The 13,225-nt window shown below is 63.8% G+C and carries 13 protein-coding genes; 5 read left to right on the top strand and 8 right to left on the bottom strand.

Translation table 11 applies throughout. The features are described from left to right. Window positions 1–4: 4 nt before the first annotated feature. The 7 genes from PIN31009_RS19510 to PIN31009_RS19480 form a co-directional block, all read right to left on the bottom strand. On the bottom strand, window positions 5–1,009 hold the full coding sequence (locus PIN31009_RS19510; protein WP_150791344.1) for an anti-sigma factor family protein: 1,005 nt from the start codon (window positions 1,007–1,009) through the stop codon (window positions 5–7). After that, on the bottom strand, window positions 1,009–1,563 hold the full coding sequence (locus PIN31009_RS19505) for an RNA polymerase sigma factor (protein WP_058375918.1): 555 nt from the start codon (window positions 1,561–1,563) through the stop codon (window positions 1,009–1,011). The genes PIN31009_RS19510 and PIN31009_RS19505 overlap by 1 nt, the downstream gene beginning before the upstream one ends. Window positions 1,564–1,789: 226 nt before the next feature. Beyond that, window positions 1,790–2,182 (bottom strand): COG4315 family predicted lipoprotein, encoded by a 393-nt coding sequence (locus PIN31009_RS19500; protein ID WP_150791343.1) that lies wholly within the window; start codon window positions 2,180–2,182, stop codon window positions 1,790–1,792. A 289-nt stretch (window positions 2,183–2,471) separates the two neighbouring features. After that, complete coding sequence (locus PIN31009_RS19495) at window positions 2,472–3,437, bottom strand: ABC transporter permease (RefSeq protein WP_150791342.1); 966 nt, start codon at window positions 3,435–3,437, stop codon at window positions 2,472–2,474. Continuing rightward, on the bottom strand, window positions 3,434–4,333 hold the full coding sequence (locus tag PIN31009_RS19490; protein WP_150685765.1) for an ABC transporter permease: 900 nt from the start codon (window positions 4,331–4,333) through the stop codon (window positions 3,434–3,436). The genes PIN31009_RS19495 and PIN31009_RS19490 overlap by 4 nt, the downstream gene beginning before the upstream one ends. Further along, window positions 4,330–5,409, bottom strand: a complete 1,080-nt coding sequence (locus tag PIN31009_RS19485; RefSeq protein ID WP_150685764.1) for an ABC transporter ATP-binding protein — start codon at window positions 5,407–5,409, stop codon at window positions 4,330–4,332. Before PIN31009_RS19485 ends, PIN31009_RS19490 begins: the two co-directional genes overlap by 4 nt. A gap of 38 nt (window positions 5,410–5,447) precedes the next feature. Further along, entirely contained in the window at window positions 5,448–6,623 is a 1,176-nt protein-coding gene (locus PIN31009_RS19480; protein ID WP_087691288.1) for an extracellular solute-binding protein, read from the bottom strand. A 289-nt stretch (window positions 6,624–6,912) separates the two neighbouring features. Here PIN31009_RS19480 and PIN31009_RS19475 point away from each other — a divergent pair, with 289 nt between their 5' ends. The 3 genes from PIN31009_RS19475 to PIN31009_RS19465 all read left to right on the top strand — a co-directional run bounded on the left by PIN31009_RS19475 (window position 6,913) and on the right by PIN31009_RS19465 (window position 10,440). Beyond that, on the top strand, window positions 6,913–8,187 hold the full coding sequence (locus PIN31009_RS19475) for a glucarate dehydratase family protein (RefSeq protein WP_150791341.1): 1,275 nt from the start codon (window positions 6,913–6,915) through the stop codon (window positions 8,185–8,187). A gap of 120 nt (window positions 8,188–8,307) precedes the next feature. Next, on the top strand, window positions 8,308–9,483 hold the full coding sequence (locus PIN31009_RS19470; protein ID WP_246185764.1) for a porin: 1,176 nt from the start codon (window positions 8,308–8,310) through the stop codon (window positions 9,481–9,483). Window positions 9,484–9,696: 213 nt separating this feature from the next. Next, a complete protein-coding gene (locus tag PIN31009_RS19465; RefSeq protein ID WP_087691286.1) occupies window positions 9,697–10,440 on the top strand; it encodes a FadR/GntR family transcriptional regulator in 744 nt (247 codons plus the stop codon). A gap of 32 nt (window positions 10,441–10,472) precedes the next feature. Here PIN31009_RS19465 and PIN31009_RS19460 read toward each other — a convergent pair whose 3' ends face one another. Then, window positions 10,473–11,081 carry a pyridoxamine 5'-phosphate oxidase family protein gene (locus PIN31009_RS19460; protein ID WP_150791340.1) on the bottom strand — a complete coding sequence of 203 codons (609 nt, stop codon included), beginning with the start codon at window positions 11,079–11,081 and terminating at the stop codon, window positions 10,473–10,475. 130 nt (window positions 11,082–11,211) lie between these two features. Here PIN31009_RS19460 and PIN31009_RS19455 point away from each other — a divergent pair, with 130 nt between their 5' ends. Then, window positions 11,212–12,000 carry a helix-turn-helix domain-containing protein gene (locus tag PIN31009_RS19455; RefSeq protein ID WP_150791339.1) on the top strand — a complete coding sequence of 263 codons (789 nt, stop codon included), beginning with the start codon at window positions 11,212–11,214 and terminating at the stop codon, window positions 11,998–12,000. Between the two features lie 173 nt (window positions 12,001–12,173). Continuing rightward, window positions 12,174–13,160, top strand: a complete 987-nt coding sequence (locus tag PIN31009_RS19450; protein WP_246185763.1) for a dienelactone hydrolase family protein — start codon at window positions 12,174–12,176, stop codon at window positions 13,158–13,160. Window positions 13,161–13,225 lie beyond the last annotated feature (65 nt).

Genomic DNA, 13,225 nt, shown 5'->3' with positions numbered 1-13,225 from the left:
ACGCTCAGGACGCCGGGCGCTCGGCTGCGGCCATCGACAGCCCCGGTGACATCAGCCAGCCGTACAACGGCGTCACGGGCCCTTCGGCGAGTGCGCTCGCAATCGCTTTCAGGTCCGCCGAACCCGGCGCACCGATCAACGCATACCCGACCTGCCCCTTACGCCACGTGACCACACCCATGCGGTCGATGTGCTGCTCGGCTACGCCCTGATCGGGACGCGGATCTTTCACCACACACAGCGCGATCGGGTCGCCTTTCTCGGGCAGATACACCATCTGAACCAGCGCACGATCCTGCCAGCGCAGCCGTTGCACACGCTTGAACGTCAGCCCTTGCGCCTTCAGATCGGGCACGCGGATATCGAGCTTGTCGTCACGCTGAATATCCGCCACGGTGCGCGCGGTGTCGCCGTCGTCCACATGCGTCGACGCGACGGTGTCGCGGGCATAGAGTTGCTGATACTCGGCGGCGGCGCGCACCCACGTCACCCCTTGCGGCGACTTCGGCGGCGGTGTCGTGGCGCTGGTCAGCACCGCGCCGCCGAGTCCGGCTTTCTGCAACACCCCCGGCAGCAGCGGCATCGTGACGGCCGTCGCGGCAACACCGGCCGCAAAGGCGGCGGCCAGCCACCACGGACGCACACGGCGCCCCGGTGCCGACGTGTTCGATGACGCCGACGATGCTGGCGGTTCATCGTTCGCGACAGTAGCGGCCGGTCGGGCAATGCCGCCGCCACTGATGCCCCCCTCGCCTGCCCCCGAGCCCATCGGCTGACGTTGCGCATGCGCGCGCAGCAAGGCATCGAGATTGGCGCTCAGGCTTTGGGGAACAGGGGGCAGCGACTGCGCCGCGAAAGTTTCGCGATACGGCAGGCGCGATGCGTGCAGCGAGGCCACCACATCGGCCAGCACCGGCGATGCGGCCAGTGCGGCCTCGACCTCGGCGCGTTCGGCCGGGGCCAGTTCGTTATCGACGTACGCGAGCAGGCGGATATCGTCTTCGTTCATCACGCGTCCTCCTCACGTGCGCCGGCCGTGTTGTCGATCCGGCGGGGTTGCCCCTCAGGGTTGCGGAACCGGTCGCCGATGGTGCGCCGGGCACGTGACAGACGGCTCATGACGGTGCCGATGGGCACGTCGAGCACCTGCGCGGCCTCCTGATAGCTCAGGCCTTCGACCGCGACGAGCAGCACCACAAGACGCTGCGCCTCCGGCAACTGGTCGACGGCACCGAATACCTGGTGGTAGCTGGCAAGATCTTCCGGCGTCGCGGCGTGCAGGTCGGGCACCGTTTCCACGTCGGCGTCTTCCCACGCGAGGCTGCCACGCGAGCGCACGCGGCGCGAGCGAATCTCGTTGATCCACGTGGTATGCACGATGCTGTACATCCAGCTCAATGCCGACGTCCCGGGCTGCCATTGATGCACGCGCTCGAGCGCATGCACGCACGCGCGTTGCACGAGGTCTTCGGCATCGTGGCGATCGCCCGCGATACGCAGAGCGAATGCCCAGAGGCGAGGCAGCAGGCCCGGGAGCATGCTGGGCAAATCCTGACCGGTCATCGGCGAATTTCCTGGCGGAGGGTGCCTGGCGGCAAGCCAGTCCGAAGCGTCGCTGGCGATGACCGCCAGCGTACGCCGCGAAATTATACTGAGCCGCCGCGAAACCTGCCCGGCGGGAGTTCGCATTCGCGGCCTCCCGCTTCGCCCAGCCGGCGTTGGGTCACCTGCGTGAAATGGTTCAGACACCCCAACGCCTCGCTCACCAAATTTACTTCCTTCACTTCACTCAGGGCTTGATGGTGTGCCACACGTCCTTGAAGCCCTCGCCCTTCATGTCGCCCGGGGCGGCGTCTTTCGTGAACAGATACATCGGCTTGCCCTTGTAGGCCCATTGCTTCATGCCGTCGTCACGCGTGATGATCGTGTAGTTGCCTTCTGCGGCGGCACCCGACGTGGCCATCACCGGCGGCCAGGCCTCGGCACACGGGCCATTGCAGGTGCTTTTGCCGCTGCCGGCCACATCCTTGTCGAAGGTGTAGACGGTACGGTTCTGGCCGTCGACCATCATGCCGTTCGAGGCTTTGAACGGAACTTCCGCGTGCGCAGCGGTGGCGGCAAACGCGCCGGCGGCGACGACGAGAGCGGTCAGAACAGCGGACATCGATTGACGTTGGTTCATCAGATTGGCTCCTCAGGTAATTGTCGGTGTCGACATTTACAGAACGTTCGCCCGCAGCGCTTTATTCCATCGCGAGCTATCGATATTTTCCGCTTGTCGCAGACGCCCGTGGCCGCTTTACGCCGCGCCCTTAGGTGCAGTGCAACATTTACATTTCGCCGTCGCATACGACAACGGCCATCCGAGCCCCCTCGGATGGCCGTCACCGGGCAGACCGCGCCGGGGGATATTCGGCGCACCTGCCTGACAAACTCGCTTTCGTTGCTTTCGTTCGTTTCGTTGCTTTCGGCTACTCGCCCTTCGGCGCTTCCTTCACGCGGCTGACCAACTGCGTCGGGCTCACGAATTGCAGCGCGATGAGCACCCACAGCAAGGTGATCGCCATGTAGATCATCGCCATCGCATCGATCGACTGCGGCGCTCGCACGCCGGTAGAAAACACTGCGTAGTACAACGCCACGACCAGCGTCTGCGTGTCGGGCCCCGCCGTGAAGAACGTCAGCTCGAACATGCCGATCGTGCGCACCAGCACCAGCAGCCCCGCCGCGAGCATGCCCGGCACCAGCAGCGGCAGCAGCACGTGGCGGAAGTACTTGAAGGTGTTGGCACCGAAGATGCGGGCGGCGGCTTCGAGATTCGGATCGATCTGCTCGATGAACGGCGTCATCACCAGAATCACGAACGGCAGCCACGGCACGAGGTTCGCGAGAATCACGCCCGAGAGCGTGCCGCCAAGGCCGATCTTGTAGAGCACGGTCGCCATCGGAATGCCGTACGTCACCGGCGGCACCATCAGCGGCAGCAGAAACACGAGCATCGCAATGCGCTTGCCCGGGAACTGCGCGCGTGCCAACGCATAGGCCGCAGGCACACCCAACGCAATCGACAGCAACACCACCGCACCCACCACTTCAAAGGTCACCCAAAGCACGTTGGCCAGTTGAAAGTCGTTCCACGCCTGCGCATACCAATGCAGCGTGAAGCTCTCCGGCAACGGCGTGCCGAACCAGCGTGTGGCCACCGAGTTCATCGTGACGGTGGCAATCATCAGGCCCACATTCACGAGGAAGAAGATCATCGCGCCCCACACCAGCACGCGCCAGATACGCGCGCCCGGCCCTTCGCGGCGTGAATTACGACGCGTGGCCGTTGCCTCGCGAGACGCGGTGGTATTGCCCGTGGATGACGGCGTGGTCATGAAATCTCCGTTCTGCACGGCCATGGCACCGGCCAGAGGTTTGTCTGCGGCGCTCATCCTTTGCCTCCCGAGGTCGGACCGCTATAGAACGCCCGGCGTGCGCCGAGCATGCCCGCCACGATCAGCAGTTGCACAAAGCCCATCACGATCGCCACGCACGAGGCGAGCGAATAGTCGTAGCTCTCGAACGCGGCTTCGTACGCCGCAATCGACACCACCCGCGTGGCACCGGCCGGCACCCCGAGCAGCACTGCCGACGGGAACACCGAAAACGCCTGCACGAACGACAGACACGCCGCCATCGTCAAGCCCGGCACGAGCAACGGCAGATAAATCAGCCGGAACTGCTCCCACGGCCCGGCGCCGAGCGTGCCTGCTGCGCGGGCGAGCGTCGGATCGATACCCGTGACATACGACAGAATCAGCAGGAACGCGAACGGGAAACCCGAGATCACCAGTGAGATCAGCACGCCCCAGTAGTTGTGCGTCAGGCGCACTTCGTCGCTGTACAAATGCAACGCGTGCAGCGCCTGCGGAAACCAGCCGTTCGGCCCGTAGTAAGTCAACATGCCGTCGGCAATCAGCACCGTGCCCAGCGTGACCGGCACGACGAGCAGCATCGTCACGAACTTAGCCGCGGGTGTGTTGCGACGCAGCGCAAACGCGGCCGGAATCGACATGCCCACGTTAATCAGCGTGGCCGGCACTGCGAGCTTGAGCGTGATCCAGACGGTCGGCCAGAGCGTGGATTCGGTGAAGAACTTGAGATAGTTCGCGAATATGCCACCGCCGTCCATCGGCTGGAACGACAGGAACAGGCCATAGGCGAACGGATACACGAACATCGCCACCAGCACCGCCAGCGCCGGGACGACCAGCCAGCCGCGCGCATCGAAGCGCCACCCACGCTCACCGCGCTCGGCCACCGGTGCCGAAGACGTAGCGGCACTCATGCCCGCTCTCCTGCGTAGACCAGCGTGCGATCCGCCGGCACATGCAGCGGCACACGCTCGCCCACGGCGAAGTCGCCGGGCAGGCGCGCATAGAGCGGGCCGAACGGCGACGCCACGCGCAGCAGCGAGTCGTGGCCGCCGTATTCCACGGTTTCCACGACGGCCTCGAACGCGTTGTCGTTGGCCGCTTGCGCACGTTCGAAGTCATCCGGGCGAATCGCCACACTGACCTTGCCGCCGTTCGGCGACTCCATCAGCACACCCTCGAACGACGCGCCGCCCGCCGACACTCGGGCGTGATCGCCCTGCGTCGACGTGACCGAGAAGTCCAGCACGTTGCGATAGCCCATGAAGCGCGCCACGTGCAAATTGCGCGGACGGCAATAAACGTCGCGCGGGATACCGATCTGCTGCACCACGCCTTCTTTCATCACGACGATACGATCGGCCATCGACAGCGCTTCATCCTGATCGTGCGTGACGTAGATCGTGGCGCGGTCGAGCTTGCCGTGAATGCGGCGAATCTCGGCGCGCATCTCGATACGCAGCTTCGCGTCGAGATTCGACAAGGGTTCGTCCATCAGCACCACCGGCGGCTCGATCACGATGGCGCGCGCAATGGCCACGCGCTGCTGCTGCCCGCCCGAGAGCTGACCGGGCAGCTTGCGCTCGTGCCCCACGAGTTGCACGAGTTGCAGGGCGTCGCGCGCCCGCTTCTCGATCTCGGCCCGCGGCACGCCGCGCATGCGCAGACCGAAGCCCACGTTCTCGAGCACGGTCATGTGCGGAAACAGCGCGTAGTTCTGGAACACCATGCCGAAGCCTCGCTTCTCGCTGGGCAGTACGTCGATGCGCTCGTCATCGAGCCAGATCGCGCCGCCCGTGAGCGGTGTGAGCCCGGCAATGCAGTTGAGCGCCGTGGACTTGCCGCAGCCCGACGGGCCGAGCAAGGCGATGAACTCGCCCCGCTCGATCGTCAGGTCCAGCCCGTTCAGTGCAGCAACGGACTGGCCTTCGGCGTTGGTGAAACTACGCGCAACGTTGTCGAGGCGCAGGTGCTGAAAGTTGTGCTTCATGACGAAACCCTTGTGAATCGGCCGACTTATTTAGCGACTTATTTCGACTTCAGAGCGCCGATCTCGGCATCCCACTTCTGGAAGGCCGCCACCATCGCGGTAGCGTCGAGCGGCACGGCGTGCGGGAAGTCCGCGATCAGCTTGGTGTACTCGGGACGGCCGTACTTGGCGATCACTTCCTGACTCTTCGCGGGGGCGGCCGTGAGCGGCACGTCCTTCACGGCAGGGCCCGGGTAGAAGTAGCCATCGTCATACGTCAGCGCCTGCTGTGCCGGCTCAAGCATGAAGTTGATCAGCTTGATGATCACGTCCATCTTTTCCTTCGACACACCCTTCGGCACGACCATGTAATGCGCGTCGTTCACCCACGTGAACTTGTCGAACGCCTGCACCTTGAAGCTGGCCGGCACGATGCCCAGCGCGCGCGGGTTGATGTCCCAGCCCGTGACCGTCAGGGTCATGTCGCGGCTGCCTTCGCCCAGTTCCTTCATCACGGCCGACGTGCCGCCCGGGTAGTACGGAATGCACGTGTCGAGTTCTTTCAGGAATGCCCACGTCTTGTCCCAGCCCTTGATCGGATCATGCGGATCTTTGTCGCCGAGCAGGTACGGCAGGCCCATCAGGAACGTGCGGCCCGGGCCGGAGTTGGCCGGACGCGCGTAAATCAGCTTGCCCGGGTTCGCCTTGCACCACGCGAGCAATTCGGCGGGCGTCTTCGGCGGGTTGCTCACCTTGGCCGGGTTGAATTCCACCAACGGGCCCGCCGGCATGAAGGTCACGGCGAGGCCATAGCCCTTTGAGAGTTCCTGCATCGCGCGCACATTCGGCGCGTACTTGTCGAGCACGCCCGGCAGTTGGGCGCTGTAATCGGGCAGCAGACGTTGCCAGAGGTTTTGCTGAATACCGGCGGCGAGCGCATCGGTGCCGGTCAGCACGATGTCGATGTCGGCGCGGCCGGCGGCCTGCATGGCCTTGATCTTGCCCGGCAGTTGCGGGGCCGGTGCGTTGGTGAAGGTGATCCGGGAGACCAGATCCGGGTACTTGTCGCGGAACGCTTCGAAGCCCTTCTGCGTGAGCGCGAGGTTGCCCGCCACGTCCACGATGTTGAGCGTCACCGGCGCGGCAGCGGCGGTGTTCGCGATGCTCCCCACTACGGCGGCACATGCCAGTGCGCCTAGCGTGCGTTGCCAGAATCCCCTGCGGCTGAAGGCCATGCTGTCTCCTCTTTTGGTTAAATTTCTCGTAAGTCATCATATGACTGACGTTGTCATTTTGCAATTAGGAGACGCCGGGAATCACGTCAGAGATTTCCCTAGGATGACGAGATACCTTTGTTTTTATTGCTTTTAAAGCCTTATTTCAGTGGGGAATAGCGACAATGATCAGGGGAAACACCGATAGAGAGACGTCCAATGCGTCACCTAAATTACGGCCAGTCATACGATGACGTAAAAGATATCAGCGCACCGCAGATTACGGTGCCGCAGAAGAGGCCGAGACACCGTGAAAATCCAGCGCATCACCATCACCCCGATTGCCTTTCGCGACCCGCCGCTGCTCAACGCAGCCGGTATCCACGAGCCCTACGCCCTGCGCACCATCATCGAAATCGAGACCGATAACGGGCACGTCGGGCTGGGCGAGACGTATGGCGACGCACCGGTGCTCACGCTGCTGCAAAACACCCGCGAGCACCTGATCGGCATGGACCCATTCGACACCAACGGCCTGCGTGCCCGGGTGGTCGCAGTGGTGGCGCGCGGTGTAGGTGGCGAGCGCGTCGAGTACGAGTTGGCGCCGGGCACCGACCCGCGCAAAGACGCCGAGAAGATCTACTCCGCCTTCGAAGTGCCGTTCCTCGATGTGCAGGCGAGGCATCTGGGCATTCCGCTGGTCGAATTGCTCGGTGGTGCCGTGCGCAACGAGGTGCAGTACAGCGCGTACTTGTTTTTCAAGTACGCACAGCACATCGACAACCCGTATGCGCCCGACCCTTGGGGCGAGACGCTGGACGCCACGCAACTGGTCGCGCAAGCCCGCACCATGATCGACGCCTACGGGTTCGGCAGCATCAAGCTCAAGGCCGGCGCGCTCGATCCGAACGAAGAAGTGAAGTGTCTCAAGGCGCTCAAGCGCGCCTTTCCCGACAAGCCGTTGCGCATCGATCCGAACGGCAACTGGTCGCTCGCCACGGCGATCCGGATGGGCCGCGACCTGGAGGGCGATCTCGAGTACTACGAGGACCCGACGCCCACGCTCGAAGGCATGGCCGAACTGCATCGCGCAACCGGCATGCCGCTCGCCACCAACATGGTCGTGACCGATCTGCGCCAGTTCCGCGAGAACGTGCGCGTCAACGGCGCGCAGATCATCTTGTCCGATCACCACTACTGGGGCGGTCTGCGCGATACGCAAGTGCTCGCCCGCATGTGCGAGACGTTCGATCTCGGCCTCTCCATGCACTCCAACTCGCACCTTGGCATCAGCCTGATGGCCATGACGCATCTGGCCGCGAGCGTGCCGCGCCTGTCGTATGCCTGCGATACGCATTACCCGTGGCAGGCGGCCGATGAGGAAGTCGTGCGCGGCGGCAAGATCGCGATCCGCAATGGCGCGGTGGCGCTCACGAAGGCCCCGGGGCTCGGGCTCGAGATCGATCAGGACCAGTTGGCCAAGCTGCACGAGCAGTACCTGCGTTGCGGGGTGCGTACCCGTAACGACGCGGTTCAGATGCGCAAGTACCAACCCGACTGGAGCGGCAAGGCGCCGCGCTTTTGAACCTGCTTCTGAATCTGCTTCTGAACCCTGCACACGCCGTATCCGAAGTCCCGAAGTACTGAAGCACCGATGCACCGTAATTTCAGAAACACAAGAAAACACACCACCTGAGGAGATGTCGTGAGACAAACGAAACTGATTGCCGGGCTCGCATTGGCCGGGCTCGCCGCCGGCGCCGTACCGGCGTTCGCACAATCGAACGTCACGTTGTACGGGATCGTCGACGATGCGTTGACGTACAGCAGCAACCAGAACGGCAAGTCCAACACGTATCTGCGCAACGGCAATCTGGCAGGCAGCCGCTGGGGCATTCGTGGCACCGAAGATCTGGGCGGCGGCACCAAGGCGCTGTTCCAGTTGGAAAACGGCTTTGACGTGAACAACGGCACGCTCGGCTCGTCGGGTGTGATGTTCAATCGTCAGGCCTTCGTGGGCCTGAAGAACGACACCGTCGGCACCGTCACCATCGGCCGCCAGTACACGCCGTACTACCTGATGGTCGGCACGATCGGCCCGGTCGCTTACGTCACGGGCGCAACCGGCGCACACCCGGGCGATATCGACGGTCTGGATACGACCATCCGCATCAACAACTCCGTGACGTACACGTCGCCGGTGCTGTGGGGCGTGACGGCCAGCCTGCAATACGGCTTCGGCGGACAACCGGGCGCGTTCAGCAAGGGCAACACGTATTCCGGCGCGTTGCGTTATGACGGCGGCCCGCTGTCGTTGGCAGCCGGTTATCTGCGCATGAACAACGTGGGTGGCGGCGGCACGAGCTGGAACAGTGCATCGACCGGCACGTACGGCACCTCGGCCGTCAATCAGGGCTATGTCACGGCCGACGTGCTGCAACACATCGCGTTTGCCGGCGTGTACACCATCGGCGGCCTGACCTTCGGCGCGAGCTACAGCAACGTGCAGTACAAGCCGGGTGCCGCGTCGCTGTTCCACGACACGGCAATCTTCAACACGGCCGGTGTGCATGCGTCGTGGATCGTGGCGCCGCAATGGCGTCTGGCCGCCGCGTACAGCTACACGGCAGCGTCGAAGGCCAACGGCATCAACGATGCCGCGACCTATCATCAGGTCTCGCTGGCGCAGGTGTATTCGCTCTCGAAGCGCACGTCGCTGTATGCGCTCGAAGCGTGGCAGCACGCCAATGGCAAGTCGCTCTCGGCGAACGCCACGAGCATCATCAACGCCGGTCCGGTGGTGGGCGACTCGCAGAACGGCACGCCGTCGTCGACGAGCTCGCAGTTCGTCGGCATGCTGGGTATCCGCGTCGACTTCTGACGTCTCCCTGCTTGTTGTTTGTCCTGATGGCCGGCGCCGTGCGCGCGCCGGCCTGCGCTTCATGAGTGGTCGCGAGAAGGCGCACGTTGGGCCGTCGGTGCCTTATCTGGCGTCGGCGGTCGATTCTTATCGGTTGTCGTATGTATGCGACGGTCGATAAGGTAAACTGGGGGCGTTTTTTTCGTCATCACCTCTTTATCCGACGCCATGTCCATGAACAGCTCGTTGCCCGCACGTCCTCGCCGCAAGTCTCGCAGCCTCACGGAAGAGGTGGTGAGCGCCTTGTCCGAGCAGATTCGCGCCGGCACGTTCCGGCCCGGCGACAAGCTGCCGACCGAGTCGGCCATCATGGAAAGTCTGGGCGTGAGCCGCACCGTGGTCCGCGAAGCCATTTCGCGACTGCAAGCGGCGCAACTCGTGGAAACGCGTCACGGCATCGGCACCTTCGTGCTCGAAGCGCCGCGCGAAAACGCGTTGCAGGTGGACACCAACAGCATCCTCACGATGCTCGACGTGCTGGCCATTCTGGAGTTGCGCATTTCGCTCGAAACCGAAGCGGCCGGGCTGGCGGCGAACCGCCGTACCGACACGCAGCTCAAGCTCATGCGTCAGGCGCTCGACGACTTCGAGATGCACGTGCGTCAGCGCACCGGCAATGCCGTAACGGCCGACGTCGCGTTCCACTTGCAAGTGGCGACCGCCACCGGCAATCGTTACTTCCACGACATCCTCGAACAGCTCGGCAACACGATCATTCCGCGTACCCGCGTGAACTCCGCTGCGCTCGCCGACGACGATCAGGTGACGTATCTGAATCGCGTGAACCGCGAGCACGAAGACATCTACAATGCGATCGCACGCCGCGATCCGGAAGCTGCCCGCGCGGCCATGCGCACGCACCTGACGAACAGCCGCGAACGCCTTCGCCGCGCGCAAGAATCGGCGGCGCAAAACTGAGTCATTCCGCCGGCGCAACAAACGCCGTCAGCTCAGTAGAGATTGCCTCGCACCGCGCGGTAATACCCTTCATCCATCTCCTGCGCCTTTGCCTTATCGATACCGGTAAGCGCGGCCTTCATCTCACCTAACGACGGCACCGCCTTGCGGTCGAGTTGCGACTCGGCCCGCCAGAGCTTCGCGCGGTTGATCGCTTTGCCACAGTGAAACAGTACTTCGTCGATCGTGACGACGATAGCTGTCTTCGGCGTGCGCTCGTTTTCCTTCAGCCGCGCCAACAAATCGGGCGACGTGGAAATCTGGCCATGCCCGTTGATGCGCATGAAAACCTCCAGTCCCGGAAACAGAAACAGCATGCCAATGCGGCTGTCTTCGCTCAGATTGCGCAGCGACGCGATGCGGTTGTTACCCGGCCAGTCGGCAAACGCCACCGTCTTGTCATCGAGCGCGTGAACAAAGCCGGGTTCGCCGCCGCGCGGTGAGGCATCGAGCCCCTGTGCGCTGCCCGAGGCAAGACAAAAGAACGTGGCCGCCTTCAGATATGCGACGTGAAACGGCAACAGACTCGGCATGACACCTTTGACGATCATCTCCGACGGCGGGTCGTAGAGTTGATCGAGATCGATAGCGGTGTGTGTCATAGACGTACCCTCCTTCACAGGTTTGCTGACGCAGCATATCGCCGGGGCCGGTGGCACTGATAGATTATTTCTGCCATTCAATAGCGCAGATGCGCCACAATTAGCGCGCACCCAACGAATCACCCCCGTCATGACCTATCCCGAACATCTGCTGCCGAAGATCGCGCGCGTGCATTGCATGGACGCGACGGACCCGCCGCTCATCGCCGTGATGGGACGCATCGACGAGCCGCGCGGGTCGCAAACGCATCAGCATGATTCGGGGCAATTGCTCGGGCTGCTCGCCGGGTTGCTGACCGTGCGCACGAGCTTCGGCACGTGGGTCATTCCCACGACACGCGCCGTATGGATTCCGCCCAATCATCCGCATGCGGCGTTTTCGCACGGGCCGTTCTATGGCTGGGCGGTGTACGTGCGCCCCGATCAATGCGGCGGTCTGCCCGACACGCCGCGCGCCATCGAAGTGACCGGCCTGCTGCGCGAGGCAGTGTTGCGCGCGGCCGAGTGGGATCTGGGTCAACCGGATCGCCGTCAGACGAGCGTCGTCAACGTGGTGCTCGACGAGATTTCCGCGAGCGACGCCGACACCTTCCTGCTGCCGATGCCGGGCGATGCGCGCTTGCGACGCATCGCCACCGCGCTCGTCGACAACCCGGCCGACGCGCGTACGCTCGACGAATGGGCCGCGTGGGCCAATACCGCACCGCGCACCGTGAGCCGCCGATTTGTGGAAGAAACCGGGCTGACGTTTACCGCGTGGCGGCAGCGCGCTAGGCTGCTTCGTGCGGTGGAACTGCTGGCGGCGGGCCAGCCGGTGAACACCGTAGCGCTCGATCTGGGCTACGACAACGCCAGTGCATTCATCGCCCTTTTCCGACGCACTTTCAACACCACGCCGGGGCGCTACTTTGCTTCGTAAGCTTAGTAAGCCTAGTAATACGGCATAACACATCGCCGGTGCGGCACGCCTCGTAACCCGTTCCCGGTGGCATTTGGCGGGAGTAGTATGTCGGCGAACCGGATCGCGCTCACTCGTCACGCTCACTCGCCGTGTTTCCTCGCCGCATTTCCTCGCTGAAGGCAAATATAAAAATGATGCCCGCCACGCCACGCGTTCGCCTGCTGCCTCGCCGACTTCCCCTCCTCTACCGCGCTGTGATCTTCGCAGCCATGCTGCCAATGACGCTGCTCGCCAGCACACCGTACGCACACGCAGAGGAAAACGAGTCCGAGGCCCCTGCCGCGACTGCGGCTACGGCTACGGCTGAGATCAAACCAGAGATCGTCGCCATTCCGCTGCCCGGTGCCGGCACGTTCGGCGGCGACGTGTCGATGCGCGCCGAAGTCTACAAACCCAGCGGCGCTGGCCCGTTCCCCGTCCTGATCTTCGAACATGGCCGCTCCGGCGACCCTTTGGTGCGCGCCAAACTGGACCACCCGATCCTTCAGGGCCATGTGCGGTTCTGGCTCAGAAAGGGCTTCGCGATCGTCGCACCGATTCGTGTCGGGTACGGCGCGACGGGCGGCCCTGATCGGGAGAACTCGGGCGCGTCGTTCGGCAATGCGGGGGAATGCAAGCGCCGCCCCGATTTCCGTCAACTCTGGAAGGTCACCTCCGAGGCGAATCTGGCGGCAGTGAATTGGACACGAGCACAACCGTGGGCCGACAAGGACCGCATCGTGCTGGAAGGCCGCTCGGTCGGTGGCTTCACGACGGTGGCAACGGCCGCCGCACGGCCGCCCGGAGTCGTCGCCTATATCAACTTTTCGGGCGGCGCCGGGGGCTCACCCGACAAGGCACCGGGCCATAGCTGCGACCCGGAGCAAATGAAGGCGATCTACGGCGAGATGGGCAAGACCACGACCATCCCCGGTCTGTGGCTCTATGCGAAGAACGACCAGTACTGGGGACCGGACGCGCCGAAAGGCTGGTTCGACGCCTTCGCCGCCGGGGGCAGCCCGGTGCAGTTCGTCCACACCGATGACCTGCCCGGTCACGATGGCCACATGCTGCTCACCTACGGCGGCAAGATGTGGTCGGTGCCCCTCGATAAATTCCTGAAGCAAGTCGGGTTTTGAGTGCGTCCGCGATGCGCGCTCAGGCCCGCTGCCGGGTCTGGCGCTCACGCGGATCACTCGTGTGA

Origin of the sequence: Pandoraea iniqua (assembly GCF_902459685.1) — a bacterium.
Taxonomy (GTDB): Bacteria; Pseudomonadota; Gammaproteobacteria; order Burkholderiales; family Burkholderiaceae; genus Pandoraea; species Pandoraea iniqua.
Note: the sequence above shows the minus strand (reverse complement) of the source record. Positions and strands in the feature narration are given on the sequence as shown.

What these genes read in the sequence shown, in the direction of transcription:
- PIN31009_RS19510 (WP_150791344.1), bottom strand. Translation starts at nt 1,009, where the DNA reads ATGAACGAAGACGATATCCGCCTGCTCGCGTACGTCGATAACGAACTG.
- PIN31009_RS19505 (WP_058375918.1), bottom strand. Translation starts at nt 1,563, where the DNA reads ATGACCGGTCAGGATTTGCCCAGCATGCTCCCGGGCCTGCTGCCTCGC.
- PIN31009_RS19500 (WP_150791343.1), bottom strand. Translation starts at nt 2,182, where the DNA reads ATGAACCAACGTCAATCGATGTCCGCTGTTCTGACCGCTCTCGTCGTC.
- PIN31009_RS19495 (WP_150791342.1), bottom strand. Translation starts at nt 3,437, where the DNA reads ATGAGCGCCGCAGACAAACCTCTGGCCGGTGCCATGGCCGTGCAGAAC.
- PIN31009_RS19490 (WP_150685765.1), bottom strand. Translation starts at nt 4,333, where the DNA reads ATGAGTGCCGCTACGTCTTCGGCACCGGTGGCCGAGCGCGGTGAGCGT.
- PIN31009_RS19485 (WP_150685764.1), bottom strand. Translation starts at nt 5,409, where the DNA reads ATGAAGCACAACTTTCAGCACCTGCGCCTCGACAACGTTGCGCGTAGT.
- PIN31009_RS19480 (WP_087691288.1), bottom strand. Translation starts at nt 6,623, where the DNA reads ATGGCCTTCAGCCGCAGGGGATTCTGGCAACGCACGCTAGGCGCACTG.
- PIN31009_RS19465 (WP_087691286.1), top strand. Translation starts at nt 9,697, where the DNA reads ATGAACAGCTCGTTGCCCGCACGTCCTCGCCGCAAGTCTCGCAGCCTC.
- PIN31009_RS19460 (WP_150791340.1), bottom strand. Translation starts at nt 11,081, where the DNA reads ATGACACACACCGCTATCGATCTCGATCAACTCTACGACCCGCCGTCG.
- PIN31009_RS19455 (WP_150791339.1), top strand. Translation starts at nt 11,212, where the DNA reads ATGACCTATCCCGAACATCTGCTGCCGAAGATCGCGCGCGTGCATTGC.
- PIN31009_RS19450 (WP_246185763.1), top strand. Translation starts at nt 12,174, where the DNA reads ATGATGCCCGCCACGCCACGCGTTCGCCTGCTGCCTCGCCGACTTCCC.